Annotated in this window: 9 protein-coding genes; 7 read left to right on the top strand and 2 right to left on the bottom strand. The window is 46.0% G+C overall.

Features of this window, described 5'->3' with window-relative positions; translation table 11 throughout:
- Positions 1–342: 342 nt before the first annotated feature.
- Positions 343–1,323: a hypothetical protein gene (locus tag DYADSP32_RS01855; protein WP_149244289.1), complete on the bottom strand. Its 981-nt coding sequence runs from the start codon at positions 1,321–1,323 to the stop codon at positions 343–345.
- A 138-nt stretch (positions 1,324–1,461) separates the two neighbouring features.
- Here DYADSP32_RS01855 and DYADSP32_RS01850 point away from each other — a divergent pair, with 138 nt between their 5' ends.
- Positions 1,462–1,893 (top strand): helix-turn-helix domain-containing protein, encoded by a 432-nt coding sequence (locus DYADSP32_RS01850; RefSeq protein WP_149244290.1) that lies wholly within the window; start codon positions 1,462–1,464, stop codon positions 1,891–1,893.
- Between the two features lie 221 nt (positions 1,894–2,114).
- Here the strand turns inward: DYADSP32_RS01850 and DYADSP32_RS01845 are convergent, their stop codons facing one another.
- The gene (locus tag DYADSP32_RS01845; RefSeq protein ID WP_149244291.1) at positions 2,115–2,585 is read right to left on the bottom strand and encodes a hypothetical protein; all 471 of its coding nucleotides are present in this window, start codon (positions 2,583–2,585) and stop codon (positions 2,115–2,117) included.
- A 1,212-nt stretch (positions 2,586–3,797) separates the two neighbouring features.
- Between DYADSP32_RS01845 and DYADSP32_RS01840 the strand changes: the two genes are divergently transcribed.
- The 6 genes from DYADSP32_RS01840 to DYADSP32_RS01815 all read left to right on the top strand — a co-directional run bounded on the left by DYADSP32_RS01840 (position 3,798) and on the right by DYADSP32_RS01815 (position 18,388).
- A complete protein-coding gene (locus DYADSP32_RS01840; protein ID WP_149244292.1) occupies positions 3,798–4,088 on the top strand; it encodes a relaxase/mobilization nuclease domain-containing protein in 291 nt (96 codons plus the stop codon).
- 349 nt (positions 4,089–4,437) lie between these two features.
- On the top strand, positions 4,438–6,183 hold the full coding sequence (locus DYADSP32_RS01835) for a 7TM diverse intracellular signaling domain-containing protein (RefSeq protein WP_149244293.1): 1,746 nt from the start codon (positions 4,438–4,440) through the stop codon (positions 6,181–6,183).
- A 647-nt stretch (positions 6,184–6,830) separates the two neighbouring features.
- Positions 6,831–10,397 carry a LamG-like jellyroll fold domain-containing protein gene (locus DYADSP32_RS01830; protein WP_414617434.1) on the top strand — a complete coding sequence of 1,189 codons (3,567 nt, stop codon included), beginning with the start codon at positions 6,831–6,833 and terminating at the stop codon, positions 10,395–10,397.
- A 314-nt stretch (positions 10,398–10,711) separates the two neighbouring features.
- A complete protein-coding gene (locus DYADSP32_RS01825) occupies positions 10,712–12,904 on the top strand; it encodes a T9SS type A sorting domain-containing protein (protein WP_149244295.1) in 2,193 nt (730 codons plus the stop codon).
- Positions 12,905–13,106: 202 nt separating this feature from the next.
- Positions 13,107–13,367 (top strand): hypothetical protein, encoded by a 261-nt coding sequence (locus tag DYADSP32_RS01820; protein WP_149244296.1) that lies wholly within the window; start codon positions 13,107–13,109, stop codon positions 13,365–13,367.
- Positions 13,368–13,408: 41 nt separating this feature from the next.
- Positions 13,409–18,388 carry a LamG-like jellyroll fold domain-containing protein gene (locus DYADSP32_RS01815; RefSeq protein WP_149244297.1) on the top strand — a complete coding sequence of 1,660 codons (4,980 nt, stop codon included), beginning with the start codon at positions 13,409–13,411 and terminating at the stop codon, positions 18,386–18,388.
- Positions 18,389–18,633 lie beyond the last annotated feature (245 nt).

Raw genomic sequence — 18,633 nt, 5'->3', positions numbered from 1 at the left:
ATAAGTTACAAATGATTTGTTCTAACTTTACTTGCACAAAAATACCCTTCACGCAGAATATGATATGATTACGATAAGTAATAAGTGTCCTTATTGCCGGTCGGCCGATATTATCAGAAAACCAAGACCGTTGATTGTCAAAGTGACTCGCATTCCGGTTAGGTATTATCAGTGCGAGCGTTGCCTGCATCATTTCATTAAAATTGGTAGCGCCTGAGTTAGGTCGATGGGCATACCGCAATCATTTCGTGGTGCCATATGCGTGATTGCATAAGAACCTTTAAACCGGAAGGATTGTCTCGAATTTTTGCCAGTAGGGACTTATTTAATAAAAAAATTTCTCTAATCCTTTGTAAGCCTTGAAAGGCTCTTGGATGACTTAAGACACTCAACAAGTTTGATGATATGGGCATAAATGGCGAGTGAATCGATCCAAACCGTCCAAAGCTGGGCGGCCTGGTTACTTAGTGAGAAAATACAAATCTCATAGAGTTCTTCCTTCCATTGCTTCAATGACTTATAGTCAAAGAATTCGTTCAGAATTGCAATCATCTCCTCACTGTCCACTCCAATAAATGATGTAGCAGACGTTTCGGTGTCGTTGGCGCTTTGCCCGTAAAACAAAGGCACACTCTCAGTCGTGTCGAGCGTATCCAGCGTTGATTTGCGAGAAATTTTGTGGATAATATATCCGGCATTGATCATGGATTCGAGTTTCTCAAAAAAGTAAAGGACATCAGCCGGACTGTCCTTTTGATAGGGATGATTTTCAGAGCAAGCTCTAAGTATACCGTAAAGCTCCGTTTTGAATGTTTCAACAGAGGTGGAATCAAAAAATGCAGTAATGGCTTTATGTGGGTCATCAATCCGCTCCCTGTACCATATGGAGTTCTTGCGAAGATATTTTTGGCACTTCTTTAACTGCAAGGAAGGTGCCGGGTTTACATTTTGTTTAAGACCAGATCTTTCTTTTTCCGTTGCATGGGATAGGTCGTCATATCGATTTGATGTTTCGCTGGATACAACAGATTCCCCAATTGGATTTGGATCTGTCGTATCGCCTTTCTTTTGGGCACCCAGATAAATCGCCTCAATGAAAGGCATCAAATTTTCAAAAAAGTAAATCCTTTCCGGGATCGTAGGAATGCTGTCCTGATTTTCAGACGAAAGTGATGCCACAAGTATCCGCCATAACAGGAATCGGCAATCTGTAACGGTAAATTCTTTAATGAATCCATCCAGGATCAGGTTTGGATCCTTTATTTCCTGCTGCGAGAGCCATACTGGCCGCATGTCAGCTTTATCATCCGAAGTGAATCTCATAACAATGTAAGGTCTTGTGGAACACAACACCAATTTCGGCTGATGGAATCTTCTAAAAAATTCAGATATTGGGATTTTTAGCTAAAAATGGGTTATTTTAGAATTTGAAAATGGTACCAATCACAATAAATTTGAAATATGAGTACTTCATCGGAACCGACAAAACACATTCATCATGGTCGTAACATCAAACGATTTAGGGAAATGCTTGGTATCAAGCAGGAAGGCCTTGCTTATGAACTCGGTGAGGAATGGACTCAAAAGCGTGTTTCTGTGTTGGAGCAAAAGGAAACGGTTGAGCAGGATATTTTAGAACAAGTAGCTAAGATTCTGAAGGTACCGACCACAGCTATAAAAAATTTCGATGAAGATAAGGCGTTGAATGTCATATCTAATACCTTCAATAGTCATGACTCATCGACAATGAATGCCGTCAATTTTCAACCGAAATTCAACCCATTGGACAAACTAATTGAAAGTCATGAAGAGAACAAAAAGCTTTACGAACGCCTCCTAAAATCCGAACAAGAGAAGGTCGAGCTGCTCCAAAGGTTGCTGGATCAGAAATAGACTCTGCAACTGTTTTCTATTTGGCAATAAATAAAGCCATAACTGTCAGATTAAAGCCAAAAACTTGACATGGTCGGTCCAATGTCAATTATGCTGTCTCACGACAGGTAAGAGTATAAACTTGGCGCCCAATCGGCTCATATGTAAGGAGAAACGGCTTGAAAAATCGTGATCAACCAGTCAATTGGCTGCTTCACGATTTTTTGTTTGTAAAAGATAGCCTATTCGGCCTGCTTAGGTTTTCTGCCACGTGGTTTGCCCATATACTCGTTTTTAGGAGCAGAAATGATCAATTCAAGCTTATAAGCGGTTACACCTTCCTCATAATCAAACGATTTAATTTTGAAAGTAAATTTCTCAGCTTCGAACTGTACTCCGCCATTTTTGAGGATCAAAGCCAGCGGAATTACATAGCCACCTCTGCCACTCCTTTCGAAGGAAAATGAGCCGCGCTCTTCTGAGGTAGAAACCAGGTACAATGATTTTAATTTTCTTTTGCCTTCATCGGTACCGATCTGAAAACGGGAAGAGGAAGGATCGATTCCAAGTTCTCCAAGAGCCGAAGAAGGAAATACCAGTTTCCCAGTTCCGGAAATATAACCGGTGGGAACAGATTTTGGCTTCGCCTTTTCTTTGGGCTTTACAGGCTCGTTGTCCTGAGGGACAAAGAATTTGATGGTTTTAACTCTCATGGGGTGTCGTTTGATTCGTGATTATTCGACGTAAAAATAAGTTCGCATTTCCAGTAATTGGCAATTTCCAAATGAAAAAGAATTGCACTGATACTACTGACTTCATCCGCCAAGAACTCGTAAATTCACAGGCTATTCGGGAAGTCAATCAGCGTAAAGGAAATTGGATTCTTTTAGTCACTGGAAAAATTCTTTCTTCCAACCCCTCCATGAGCTGAGAGAGGGGATTGAAAGAAAAAATTTGTTTATCTGGGGGAAGAATTCAAAAAGAAGGCCATGCTTAACACCTCAACTCAAACTAAACGGCTATTTCAACATTTTTTGGTCTAATAGAAACCCAGTTTCGGCTATAAGCAGATCATTCTAGCAAAAGCAGCTGAAATCGTTGAAAAGTTTCGGCAATAACCTCTTCCGGCTTATTTTGACAAAAAAAATGGTTTTATCGGATAATTCAGAAGAATCCGGTTAGATTAGGGAATTTGTCAACTTGTATTAACTTTAGTTGTAAAATGTTGACTTTCCTTCAACTTTTCAAACTTTGCCTGGTGTGTAATAATTGCTATTCATAAAATCCTGCAATGCAAATGAAGTTCCTTGTCAATTAACCGTTCCATGCAAGACATGCATCTTCAAAATTGCAGATTTTATAAGACGGAAACACTAATTAAATCGATCTTCCCAGAATATAAAACGTCTGTTAACCACCTGCCTTTCCGTGGTTGGCCAGATGTACCGTTGTATCACCAATCTGCGTAAAAACGCGCCTTGGTGGATACAACGGAATCTGTCCACGCCGTGGAGGTTACCGTCCAGAACACTCGGAACTCGTGTTGCGGTTGAAAGTTAAAGGTTTTGAGAATTGAATAAATGAGTTGTTGAACTTGGAAAGAAATGTGATGAAAGGCAAGAGCAACAACCGCAACAAATGGCTGCACCTGCGGCTGACAGCAAAAGAATACAGGATCATTTAGGAGCATTTTGCCTGGACTACGGATTTAAAATTAAGTGATTTTGCACGTAAAAAATTACTGGGAAAACTAATGATTGGAAGCTACCGAGATGCATCGATGGACGCTTGGAAGAATTGATTGGTCTTAAAAACGATCTAGCGCGGTCGGAAGTAACACTGACTGGTCGGCTATTAACTGGACCGACGAAATCTTTCCAAACACGTTGACCAGGTTCAGGAATTCTTAAAAAAATGTCAGAAAAATGGTTGCAATAAACGATCAGTGGAGTAGTCTGAGGGAGGCTGTAAATTACAACGAACGCAAGGTTGAGCGTAAGGGTGCCACGCTTCTTGACGCAGGCCATTATCCAAAAGATCTAGTTGATCTGAGCTTTAAACAGCTGCTTGCCGGGCTTGAAAATCTGGCAAAACTAAACAACCGCGTGAAGGTAAATCATCTCCATGTGTCTTTAAATTTTGCACCGGATGAACAGATTTCCGAAGACCAGTTAAAGCAAATAGCGGCTTTATATACGGGCGTTTGGCGTTACTGAGACTTAGATTATTAAACACGCGAACTGGTGCTCCGGATTGGGAACTTCTTTAATACGGGCAAAATCCACATGTTGCTCATACCAGATTCAATATCACGCTCTAGGGGGCTCGTATTCTGCAAAAGCATAAATTTGATTTGGCACTAATGAAAAAAACACCACCATTTTGTCAGTCAAAATCAGGAGATTGAGCGCAAATGAAAGTTTGTGTTATATTTTTGCATTTGTAAATCTCCTTACAAATTAACGATTGCTATTTTATAATAAACGAATTCCAATTTTTAATCGGTGAAAATGATACTACCCATTGATTAGATTAACTTTATACTTAACCTTCTGGTTTTCGTCAATGGCTACCTTGGCTCAGCGCGCCCATGTTTTGAATGATAGCGTTTCTGTGCCAATCCACGACTATGCCATTTTGCCCGATAGGGGCTATACAATTGACCGTATTGTATCAGATTCAACTTTGCGATTTGTGGTTAACGATTCTTTGAGGCCCCTGAAGGAATCGTCTTACTGGATCAAAATCAGCATAAATAATCCGTTCAGCTATCAGGAAAAATACAACGTATGGCTCTTTCCGTATTTGAATAATACACTGTATTATTTCGATACAAATTTAGGTCAATGGAAGGCGCAAAAAGCAGGCATCTATGTTGGTTTACCAGATAAAAGTCAGCGGACCATTGCAAGGATGTCTTTCGTGTTGCATGCAAAGAGCATTAATACACTTTACATCAAAGCCGACGTACTTCCGTTGCGAAAGTTTACCCACGCTTTCAGGCCCGAAATACAGCTCAGGAAACAGGCTGTCACCGATAACAGAGAAAATACTTTGCGCGTCGCCTGGATCGCTGCGTTATCCGTGCTGCTGCTATTCTTTCTGAATAATTTATATCTCTATTTCAGCTTTAGGGATAAGACCGTTTTGTTTTATCTCATTGCCCAATTGGGCGGCATGATCTACATCACGTCATATCGGTACTTTTTCGGCACTTTTTTGCCGATCCCTGTTTTTAGTTTTTGGATGGCACCCAGTGGGAAATTTGAATATTATGATCTCAATTCCCTTTTGCAACATGCCGGTATCTTGCTGGTCATGTTTGGTTATATCCGGTTAACAAGATCATATCTCAATACCACAAAAACGCTGCCGATACAAGACAAAATACTCAAATATGGGTGGCGGATTTATGCATTGGTAACACTTTGTATTGTTTTGATCAATGTGACGTTCTCCTGTATCACAGAATTTACCCTGCTTTACGAAAACATCATCGCCTTATTGCTGATCATCATTATTTTGTCGGTCTGCGTAGCCGGATACGTGCGGAAAATACCTGCATCCGGCCCGTTCCTGATGGCCAATGTATTTCCGCTTTTGGGCATGTTGGGGATCACGGTTTTTCATGTTTTTGTAACTTTTCATACCAACGAAACCTTCATGCCCGAATTCGCCGTTGTGGCGCAGGCATTTGGTTTTTCCATTGCGCTGGTCACACGTACCAAGGTGCTCCAAAACGATCTGAAAGCTAAGGAGATTGAAACCCAAAAACTTGCGTTCGATGTACGCGAGCTGGAAATGGTGAAGAAATTAATTGAGCTGGAAAATCAAAAAATCAATGCGGAAATGGATCAGGAGAAGATCCGAAACGAGCTTTTACAGCAAAATCTGCAAATCAACCAGCGTGAACTCGCATCGACGACGCTTTACATGGTCCAAAAGAATGAAATGCTGGCGCAATTGAAAAAACAAATTCAAGACTCAAATCAGCAATTCCCCGACAACAAACACCAAGGACTTAAGGGTATCGAATCCATCCTGAACAGTAACCTGTATCTGGACTCGGACTGGTCAAAATTCAAGCTGCATTTCGAGCAGGTTCACCCAAATTTTTTCTCTGAACTCCTTGCTAAACATCCTTCGCTTACCAAAAATGAAGTTCGGCTCTTCGCTTATTTTCACATCAATCTCTCTACCAAAGAAATCGCGGCCCTGCTCAACGTCGACCCCGGAAGTGTACGTCGTGCCAAAAGTCGGTTGTATAAAAAAATGGCGATCTCGGCAAAGGACATAGATACCCTTGACTGAGGTTGACGGAGGATGGACGAAAGGGACTAGGGATGAAAGGGAAATGTCAGGAATTGTCAGGGGGACGAGGAGAAGTAGGGACGAAACGCACGAGGGAATAGTCACGTGTTGTCAGGAAATAGTCAGAGATTGTCATGGGTGGTGGGATCCTGACCATAAGTGACAACCTATGACCACAAATGACCAAACCTGACTATTTTTTCAGCAACCGTCCTTTCGATCCCTGACCATAAGTGAGCACACATGACCACACTTGACCATACACGACAACTCCTGACAGTCTTTTCGGCAACAGGCCTTTCGACCCCTGACCTTACGTGACTAGACTTGACAATCCCTGACCAGAAATGACAACACCTGACAACCTCCGTCAATCCTTGACCTGAAATGACCAAACCAGACAATCTTTTCGGTATTTGGCCCTTACCCCACTTAAATTCCAAAATAAGCCACATTTTCTCCCACTTGTCCATACTTTGTCCATGCTCGTTTTTAGCATTTCGGGCGGCAACCCTCTTGCTTTGCAGTGTGTTATTTCCTAGCCCGTGATTCATAATTCATAACTTCAGCGTTAACCCATGATGGGGATGAATGGGAGGAAAAGGAACGAAGTATCACCATTCCTTCATTCAATCATTTTATCATTCATGAAGAAAATCTTACTCATTTGCCTGATGCTTATAGCGTCGGCTTTCGCATCTCACGCGCAAATTTTATACGTGGATGGAGCCCGACCTGACGATAACGGTGACGGAAGCAGCTGGGCTACGGCCAAAAAGGATCTACAAGTAGCTTTTGTTCTGGCTGCTGCGTACGACCTGGACGTATGGGTGGCCAAAGGCACATACATACCTATACGACCTACCAATAACCTGGCAATTGTGTCGGTCGGCAACCGCTATAACGCATTCGCGCTGCTGCCTAACCTTAAAATTTATGGCGGGTTTGCGGGCACAGAAACCTTATTGAGCGAGCGGGACTTGACAATTGCCGCCAACGCGAGTATACTCAGCGGTGATTTGTCGGGTAATGACGGACCAAACTTTGCCAACAATACCGAAAACGCCTATCATGTCGTCGTAAGCGGGAACAGCGACGCCCCGATCCTCTTAGACGGCTTTACCATCACCGGAGGAAATGCCAACGGCCCGAACACAGCCCAAATCTTTCATGCACGATCAGGAGGCGGCGTATACATCAACACGGGCACACTCAGCCTGAGCAACCTCATCATTAAGAGTAATAGCTCCCTGATCATGGGAGGCGGTCTTTATTCCACTGGGGCGACCCTCAACATGAATAACAACGTAGTTGCAGTCAATAAAAGCGGATACGGAGGCGGCTTATATGTTAAATTGGGCGCCAGCACCATTTCCAACAACGTAATTGCTGGAAATTCTTGCTCCTCTCAGGGAGGCGGAATCAATCTGGATGAAGGAAATATCTCGGCTTTTAATAATACGATCGTTGGAAATTCGGCCCCCAACTCAGGAGCGCTTTATAGCTACGCGACCGGCCTGATCAGTAACAACATCTTTTGGAACAATACAGCAACCGAGCACCCAGACATTTTAAATGAAGAGAGAATAAGCGTTTTTAAAAACAATTTGCTGCAGTTAGCCGAATCGGAGTATGGAGGCGTCGCATCCGAACCATTGGGACAAGGTGCTTCAGGGAATCTTTTTGGAATCGCACCCCAGCTGGCCAATACATCTTTACCAGCGGGCACAGATGGGATCTTCTTTACAGCCGATGATGGACTTCGTTTAAATTGTGATAGCCCGGGTATCAATTCCGGCATGAACACAGGCGTCACCGAAAGTGATATTTTGGGTTTAGCCCGAATTCAAAACGATGTAGTGGATATTGGCGCCTATGAATTTGCCAAATCAGTCTCCGAGAATATCTTTTTTTCGGGTAAAAAAGACCTTTCCAGGTCGCAATCAGGCACAACATATTATGCTGCCTGTGGAAACCTGATTGCCACTATAACTTCTGCCGGCTCAGTCCCGCTAAGTGGCCAGGTGACGGTAACAGCCTGGGTAGAGACCGTTCAACTTGCCAAATATGTAAACAGACATTATGAGATCGTTGCGATAAATAACCCTTCCACTGCAACAGGCACTGTGAAACTGTTCTTTACACAGGCGGAATTTGATGCTTTCAACGCCGTAAATGATATAAAACTGCCAACAGGTTCGGGCGATGCGGCGGGCATTGCCAATCTTTTGATAGAACGACATGCAGGTAAAAGCAGTGACGGCACCGGACATTATTCGAGCTACGAACCTGCCGCGGAAACCATTGCCCCGGTGGCAGGCGCTGTGTTATACAACCCGACCTACAACCGTTGGGAAGTAACCGTGTACACAACCGGATTCGGAGGGTTTTGGGTGAAAACCAGGTCAGGCGTGTACCTATCTGCAGTGTCACCAGAGAACGGGATACTGTCACCGGCATTCACCCCGGCTACACTTATTTATTCGGGAGCGGTCGCAGCAGCAACGGATTTCTCTATCACGCCGGTAACGACAACGCCCAATACGATCATCAGCGTAAAGGTGAATGAAGGCAGTTATGCTGACGTACCCAATGGCTCTACCCCGACTGTTTTGCCACTCGTCGCTGGGCGTAATAATGTCAATATCAAACTGACTTCTGCAGACGGCTTTCTCGAAAACTTTTACACGTTTACCATAAGGAAGGCCTTTCTACCTCCCGGCAACGCACTGGCATTTGATGGCAACAATGACATAGTAACCATTCCCAACAGCGCCAACAACCCAGACTTCACCATAGAGGCATATATCCGGACTTCCGCAGATTCGCCATCGGGAACCTTCGCCTATGAAGGCGCGCCATTGCTCTCTGCGGATATGCCGGGTGACAACAAAGATTTCACCATCAGTGTACTGAATAACAAAATCGCCTTTTTTGATGGTGGCGCCAATGCCAACACGTATGGTACCACGACCGTCACAGACGGTATCTGGCACCATATCGCAGTGGTGCATCGTGGAGGCGTATCTACAAAGGTCTATTTGGATGGAATAGAAGACGGTACCGGTGTGGCGTCGAATGTTCCCCTGACCGACAATCCAGTGATCTCGCTCGGCGGGAATTCCGCTAATCGCCTGTATTTCAACGGCTCCATGGATGAGGTCCGTATCTGGAAAACCGCCCGGGCACAGACTGAAATAAAGGCAACTATGCGACAGCTTATCTCAGCATCTGCTGGAAATTTGCAGGCTTATTACAATTTTGACATGGGTGCTTATGACTTAATGACCAATTTAACGGACCAGAGCGCCAACGCCATTCATGGCCTGATCATCAATATGGATCCGGCTTCCAAAGTGGAAAGTTACGCCATGGTGGTGCCTGTGCCATCGGCGGCCACCACTTTTACAACGACCGGCTTCACCGCCAATTGGTCAGCATCAGCCGTTGGTACTGCAAACCAGTATTTGCTGGATGTGTCTGCAAGTGCAACTTTCGATTCATTTTTGGATGGTTATGAGGCACTTCCCGTGACAGGAACATCAGCGGTGGTGACCATTCCGGTATCGGGATCCGGACGCATGATGGCTACTTCCTATTATTACAGGGTACGAGCCGAAAAAGATGGGCTTGTGGGCCAGGGCGCCTATTCTCCCACCATTACGGTGACCGCGAACCCATTGCCGGTGAACCTCATTTCCTTCACAGGCAAAAAAATGGAAAGCGCCAACCTGCTGGAATGGAAAGTGACCAATGAAACGCAGTTTGACCGGTATGAAGTTGAAAGGAGCTCAGATGCAAAGAATTTTGAAAGCATTGGTATTGTGGTGGCCAGGTCAAACGAACAATCCGGCATCACCAACTATACTTTCACCGACCCGAATCCTCAAACGATAAACTCCAAGACGGCCTACTACCGCCTTAAAATGACAGATAAAGATGAAAGCTATGCTTACAGCAGGCTGATAGCGATAGACGGTGACTTTAATCCATCATCTGCCGTCTACCCCAATCCCGCAGCTGAAATAATCAACATCCCTGTGGACGCCAGTCTGTTAAATACCCGGGCAAAAGTTTACGATCTCACCGGCCGGTTGGTGCAAACGATACGCATTGCAAAATCTATCCAGAAGGTTGACGTGAAGAATTTAGCACCTGGCATCTACCTGATCACATTTGAAAATGGCAGTGTGCAGCGGTTTGTGAAGCAATGAGAATGTGAGATGTGAGATGTGAGATGGAGGTCAGGAAATAGTCAGGTTTGGTCAGGGATTGTCAAGGATAGTCAGGAAATAGTCATGCTTGGTCAGGGGTTGTCATGGAGCGTGAGAAAATAGTCAAGGATGGTTATTTATTGTCACGGGGTGAGCTAACAATCCTTTACAATAAATGACGACACCTGACTACAAATGACCACTCATGACCAAACCTGACAACACTTGACAACCAATGACCACTCGTGACATACTTGACTAAACCTGACCAAAACGAACACAACCAAAAAGTAACTTTAAAACCCGCCGGTAAAATGAAAAGACTTTTAAATTCAATAAGGCCAACGCTACTAATTTTCGGCTTTACGCTTCTGGCTCACTGCCTGCATGCACAGTGCCCCTATTTCACCACCATTACTTCAAGCCCTTCGGCCAGCCACACACTGGGGATAAAAAACGATGGTACGCTATGGGCCTGGGGATACAATAACAATGGGCAATTGGGTGATGGCACCACTACTGACAAAAACAGCCCTACGCAGATAGGCTCCGCCACCAATTGGGCAAAATTAAGTACCGGTTACGATCATTCGCTTGGTATTACCGCCGATGGCAAATTATGGGCCTGGGGCTCCAATACTTTTGGCCAATTAGGCGATGGTACCCAGGTTGATAAAACCATTCCCACACAAATAGGAACGGCCACCAACTGGGTAAGTATTAGCACCGGCTCCTACTCCTCCCTGGCCATTACCACCGAAGGCAAGTTATTTGCCTGGGGGCGAAATAGCAGTGGCCAATTGGGAGATGGTACTCAAGCTGACAAAACCACACCCACCCGGGTAGGCAGTGCCACCAATTGGGTGAGTGTAAGTGCTGCGCGCTATCATACCCTTGGCATTACCGCCGATGGCAAAGCGTGGGGATGGGGTTTCAATGGATACGGGGAAGTGGGCGATGGAACAACGCTACAAAAACTCAGTCCCACCCCAATAGGCACAGCTACCAACTGGGCAAGCGTAAGTGCCGGGGGGAACTTCTTTTCCCTTGGTATTACTACCGATGGCAAGGCCTGGGCTTGGGGCTACAATAGCTCCGGGCAATTGGGTAATGGTACCCAGGACAATAAAACAACACCCGCCCAAATAGGCAGCGCTACCAATTGGGTAAGTGTAAGTGCCGGGCACTATCATTCCCTTGGCATTACTGCCGATGGCAAAGCATGGGGCTGGGGTTATAGTGGCTCCGGGCAAGTGGGAGACGGCACCACTGTACAAAGAACCAACCCCACCCAAATAGGCACCACCACCAACTGGGTAAGTATAGTTAGCGGCCTTTATCATTCACTGGGCATTACTGCCAACGGTAAACTATGGGCTTGGGGATATAACGACAGCGGGCAATTGGGCGATGGTACTAATGCAAACAAAAGCGCACCCACTCAAATAGGCTCCTCACCTTCTTTTGAAGGCCTTACCTCTATTTCTTTTGGCCCTATCAGCACGATGCAACAGGGGCAGTACAATTTGTACCAAAATTTTTGCCAATTACTGGTTGGTATCAGCAGTACAAGGGCTTCGCTCACGCCTATTACAGGGCAGGTAACTGCCCAGGTATGGCGTGAGGAAATACAACCCGCCAAATACGTACAACGCCATTACGAAATAACTCCTGCCGTCAATCCCACCACAGCCACAGGCAGGATAACCTTATATTTTACCCAGGCAGATTTTGTTCATTACAATGCAAAAAACACCATCAAACTACCCACAAGCAGCAGTGATGCCGCGGGCATTGCCAATTTATTGATAGAAAAACGCCCAGGCACCAGCAGCGATGGCACCGGCCTGCCCGGCACCTATACCGGAACACCCGTAAACATCAACCCTGCCGATGAAGATATTGTATGGAACGCCGCCGGCTCCTGGTGGGAGGTGACTTTTGATGTAACTGGTTTCAGTGGTTTTTTTGTAAAAACGGCGGAATCGCCCTTGCCGCTTCGCCTGCTGGCATTTAGCGGAACCAAGGAAACAGCCAGCAATAACCTGCACTGGGAAACAGCCGATGAAGTTAACACCAAAAGCTTCGAGCTTGAAAGCAGCAAAGACGGTCGCAACTTTCAGAAAATAGCCACCATTGGGGCAATCAGCACCGGTAACAACAGGTACGAGTACAAGGATCATACAATTTACAAAGGCACCACCTACTACCGTCTGAAAATGATTGATACCGACAACACTTTCAGTTATAGCAGGATTGTATCTATAAATCGCGACGGAAAAAACAGCATCAATCTATTCCCTAATCCGGTGGCGGACCAGCTGAACCTGAGCCTGGATAACAGTCTGATCAACAGCGACGCAAAACTCTACGACATCGGCGGCAAACTGCTACAAACGATCAAAATCACATCTGGCGAACAACTGATCAACGTGAAACCTCTGCCAGTGGGAATGTATGTGCTTAAATTCAAAGACGGGAGTTCGGGGGCGTTTGTGAAGGAGTGACAGCGGGTGAGATGTAAAATGTGAGATGTCAGGAAATAGTCAAGGATGGTCAGGAGATAGTCATGCGTGGTCGGGAATAGTGGCGGTTTGGGATGACAACTCTTGACTACAAATGACCACTCATGACAAAACCTGACCATCCTTGACAAAACTTGACTACAAATGACTACAAATGACTATACCTGACAACACTTGACTACTCATGACCATACTTGACAACACCTGTCAATTTATAAGTGATAACAGACCGGTAAACCTTTTCAACACTTTGGAAACAAACGAGACCAACAACGGTTTGCCCAACGCAGAAAGCAGCGAAGCAATCAATGCCATGCAGCAAAGGCTGGAACACAACAGGCTAAAACTGGTTGAACTCGACGATGCCATATGCAAAGCAAAGGACGCTCTTCATCAAGCGCAAAATGAAATTGAAGCCATGAAAAAACGCGGCGGCCAGCTGTGACCGAAGCACAAATTGAAAATAAACGAAACCATCTCTATGTTATGAAAACAGTACTTACTTCGATTAAAACGAGCCTGCTTGTGTGGGCGGCCTGTATGTTATGCCAGTTGGCAGTGGCGCAGCAAACGCCTCCGGGCAATGCGCTGCATTTCGATGGCGTAGATGATTACGTAGCCGGTACTTTTACCACCAGTCCTATTTTAGTGCCTCCATCTGAATTTACCATAGAGGCCTGGGTAAAGATAGACGCAGCAGGTTATTTCAATATTATGGCGATTGGCAATTCTAACCCTAACGGAGGCCCAGACCTTTTCTCTTTAAGTTATTCTACCGTAGCCAATATTACCAATCTAAAAGTTGGCTGTTTCGATCGCAACATTTTAACCAATACTGGTCCGCCTAATGCAAGGAATGTCAGGCTGGTTACTTCTCACTGGAACCATATAGCCTTAACTGCAGCCAATGCTAAAATCTCACTTTATATAAACGGCATTCTTACTATTTCTGACTATCAATTGCCGGGCAGTGTGGCATCCCCCTTCTACTACGGGCAAAATACCTTGGTAAGTCTGGGTAAAAAAATAAATGAAGCAAATGGCGGCAATCCATTGCTAGGCAGCATTGACGAGGTGACATTGTGGAGAACAGCCCACACCCAACAACAGATAATAGCGGATATGAGCCGCCCCGTTACCAATCCAGCAATCAACACTGACCTATTGATGTATTATGATTGTAACGACCAAGGCATAGCTGGGGTCGATAATACTGGCAACTCTGCGGCAAGCACCCTTATGGACCGCGGGCAATATGGCCTTAACGGTACCCTCAATGGTTTTGCCCTTACCGGCGGTACCAGCAATTGGGTGAAAAGCTATTCCATGGTAATTCCCACTGCAGCCGCTGCTAGCGATATTACTCCAACTGGTTTTACGGCCAATTGGGTGGCTCCCGTGCTAAACAGCGTGGATAATTTTAAGGTAATGGTAGCGACTGATGGCGCGTTTACCCAAGTAGTATCGGGCTACGATAGCGTAGCTACCGTGGGTAATGTAACATCACTTGCCATTACAGGCCTGCAGCCCGGCACGCAATATTACTACCGGGTAAGGGCGGATAAGGCAGACGTTTCCGGCCAGGGGGCATTCACTGCCGGTACTGCCGTAAAAACCGTTGGACTGCCGGAAATTACCAGTTTTACCCCCACGTATGGGCAAGAAGGCACAACGGTTACGATTAGCGGTACCAATTTTAACTTTAGCTCGGCAGTAAGTTTTGGAGGCACTCCGGCCACTTCTTTTAATTTGGTAAACGACAATACCCTTACTGCCATCATTGGTACAGGTACCACTGGCCCCATCGGTATTAGTACTACTGGAGGTACGGGTTATTCAACCAGCGATTTCACATTTATACGCCCCTTGCTGGTTACTGACATTAGCCCCGCCACTGGTAGCATGGGCACCGTGGTTACCATTACAGGCCAAGGCTTTACCAACGCTTCGGCGGTAAGCTTTGGCGGCACTGCACCCACTTCTTACACCATAGTAAACGACAATACCATTAACGCCATAATAGGCAATGGGGCCACGGGAGATGTAACAGTAACCAACGGTACAAACTTTACCGTGCCCGCTGCATTTACCTATGTATCTAACCTTCAAATAACAGCTGTGTCACCAGCTGCTGCGGGCACGGGCGTAACGGTTACCATTACAGGCCAAGATTTTGCTGGCACCACCGCCATAAGCTTTGGCGGCATACCGCCGGAATCTTTTACCGTGGTAAGCAATACACAAATTACAGCCTTAATAGGTAAGGGCGCAACGGGTGATGTAACTGTAACAAATGGAACAAGATACACCCTACCTGCAGCATTTAACTACACAGCCCCATCTGCTCCGGGCAATGCATTACAGTTTGATGGCATTGATGATTACGTACGGTTGCTAGGAAACCCAACAAAACGCTTTATAAGTATCTCTACCTTGGAATTTTGGATGAAAACGACTCAAAACACCAATGGAGTAGCCGTGGGTTTGGTGGATGGTGAGGTTGGTAGCGGTGTTAGGGATTTTGGCGTTTATCTGAAAGACGGCAAAATAATTGCACGTACCGGCGAAACAGATGAGTTCACTCAGATACAGGAATATTCTGTAACATCAGTGTCCGATGTGAACACTGGTCAATGGGTGCATGTTGCAGTGGTATTCAATGGAGAACCTATGAATCTACGCAACCTAACACTTTTTATAAATGGACGTCAGGAAGCAAAATCATGGGTAAGCTCATATGGTTGGTTTAGTGCGGTAGAATTTATAACATTGGGCTGCTCCACCAGCTTTGCGCCGGGAACTTTCTTTAATGGCACCTTAGATGAGGTGCGTTTTTTGTCGACCGATAGAAGTGCCAATATTACTGAGGATATGTCTTCTACCGAACCTTTATCTAATAGAAATCGGTCAGTTTACCATTTTGATCAGGGAGTACTGAATTCTGATAATACTGCAATCACTACACTTGTTAATTTTGGCATACAAACCATTGCAGGGCAACTGAATAATTTTGCACTTCAAGGCAACACCAGCAATTGGGTAGAAAGCTATGCAATAGTATGCATTACAAATCCTGCTACCAACTTAATGTCCAATAGCTTTACAGCCAATTGGTCTCTACCATCCTTTGGTGTGGTAGATAGCCTTAAACTAACCGTGGCCACTGACCAGGCATTTACTAACATACTTCCAGACTACAATAATAAACCGCTGGCAGGTACAACTACGTCGCTGGCTATTACTGGCTTAAACCCTCTTACCCCTTATTATTACAGAGTGCGAGCCGATAAAGCCTCGGTAAAAGGGCAGGGAGCTAATTCGCCCACCATGAAGGTGATAACGCCTTCAACACCATTTGTACCACCCGGCAATGCCATCAGTTTTAATGGGGCAAATGATTACATAAGGATAAACAGTCCCGTGTCCAGAACATTTACCATGGAATTTTGGATGAAGACCACACAGACCGGGGCTGGAAACCCTGGCGACCCATGGACTAGTGGTACAGGTATAGTGGATGCTTACCAAGCTGCATCTGCGGGGTATTTTGGCGTATCCCTGTTGGGGAGCAAGCTTTCTTTTGGTAGTGACATTCCTACTTTAAATGTTGTATCCACATCAGATGTAAACACCGGTCAGTGGGTACACGTGGCTGTTGTGTGGTACGGGGACCCTTATAAGGGCATAGCCCGTATGGCTATTACTTTATTTATTAATGGTGTGGAAGAAGCGAGTGCGTTCCGCGATGCAGGTGATTTTTTTTATGGTGACCGCTACGCACCTACTATAACTATTGGTGCCAATAACGACTTATCACATTATTTCAAAGGCTCGCTGGATGAGCTGAAGATTTACAGTGGCAATAGGTCTGCCGCCATAAGCTATGATATGTACGGGCAACCCAGTATAAATGATAACGACTTATTGAGTTACTACGATTTCGAGCAAGGTCTCCCCGCCCAAAACAACACTGGTATCACCACCCTCTATGACCAATCTTTAAAAGACAACAACGGCATGCTCTACAACTTCGCCCTCGACGGCCACACCAGCAACTGGGTGGGCAGTTACGCCATGGTGGTACCCACTGCCCTGGCGGCTACAAGTGTAGCCAGCCGTGGCTTTACTGCCAACTGGACCCCACCCGTGGTGGGCCAGCCGGATGGCTACAAGATAACCGTAGCCACCGATGCTGCCTTCACCCAGATCGTACCCGGCTGCGATAGCCTGGAAGCGGCGGGCAACACCACAAGTCTGGCCATTGCAGGGCTGGCGGGTGGCACTCAATACTACTACCGTGTGCGGGCGTATATAGCCATTGGTGAGGGGCAGGGCAATTATTCCAATGCCGTTTCGGTTACCACCAACACCTGCACCCCCGGCGCAGATATGCTGGCTGCCAATACCAATGAGGGTAATGGCAGCATTGCCAGCGGGCAAAGTATCTTGCTGATGGTCGATGGCTCTGGTTGCAGAGAGGTCGCCGGTTTGCAATCAATGGGAAGTTCGCCAGTGGCAGGCAATATAGCCGCTACCGTGTGGGTGGATGCTACGCAGCCCGCTAAATATGTAAAGCGTCATTATGAAATAACACCTGTAACCGCTGATGGTATCACCCCGGCCGCCAATGCCAGCACGGCCACCGGCAAGGTAACACTCTATTTCACACAGGAGGAGTTTGATGATTTCAACGGGGCCAACAGCACCCAACTACCCAAGAATCCAACCGATATAGAAGGAAACATCCCAAACCTCCGGATTGAAAAGCGTTCAGGAATCAGCAGTGACGGTTCCGGCTCCCCAAACACCTATCCAGCCCTTACCCCTGAGACCTTTAAGCCTGCCGATAAAAACGGCAGTGTGGTTTGGAATGGCACCGCCGCCCGCTGGGAAATAAGTTTTGAGGTGACCGGGTTCAGTGGTTTTTTTGTAAAAACAGCCGGGACGGCCCTGCCGCTGCGCCTGATATCATTCACCGGAACCCAGGAAGCGACCACCAACAACCTTAAATGGCAAACTGCTGACGAAGTGAACACGCTGAGCTTTGAGCTCGAAAGCAGCAGAGACGGCCGCAGCTTCGAAAAAGTAGCCACCATTGATGCGGTGAGTGCTGGTGATAACAGCTATGGGTACACGGACAGGAGTATTTACAAAGGCATTGTTTACTACCGATTGAGAATGATCGATATCGATGGCACTTTCAGTTACAGCAGGATGGTGTGGCTAAGCCGCGAAGGCAAAGGAGCGATAAACCTGTATCCCAACCCAACCACCGATCACCTGACACTCAGCCTGGACAACGGCCTGATCAACAGTGAGGCAAAGCTTTACGATGCCAGTGGCAAGCTGCTGCAAACGATCAAAATTGCTTCCGCTGAGGAACTTATAAATGTAAAAAACTTGCCAACAGGCGTTTACATCATAAAATTTAAAGATGGCAGTACAGGGTCGTTTGTGAAGGAGTGAGGACAACTCCCCCTCTCCAGCAAGGAGAGGGGGGCAGGGGGTGAGGTGCAAAGAGGGACGGAGGTCGCCATTGTGGTCAGGAAATAGTCAGGCGTTGTTATGGCGGCAGCAACCTGACAATACCTGACCACCAATGACCAGAAATGACAATCCTCGACCACCTCCGACAATACTTGACAAACCCTGACAATCTTTTAAGGCAACCGACCTTAAAGCTCTGTTCATAGTGGGCAACGTTGCTTACC

Source organism: Dyadobacter sp. 32 (genome assembly GCF_902506755.1).
GTDB lineage: Bacteria > Bacteroidota > Bacteroidia > Cytophagales > Spirosomataceae > Dyadobacter.
Note: the sequence above shows the minus strand (reverse complement) of the source record. Positions and strands in the feature narration are given on the sequence as shown.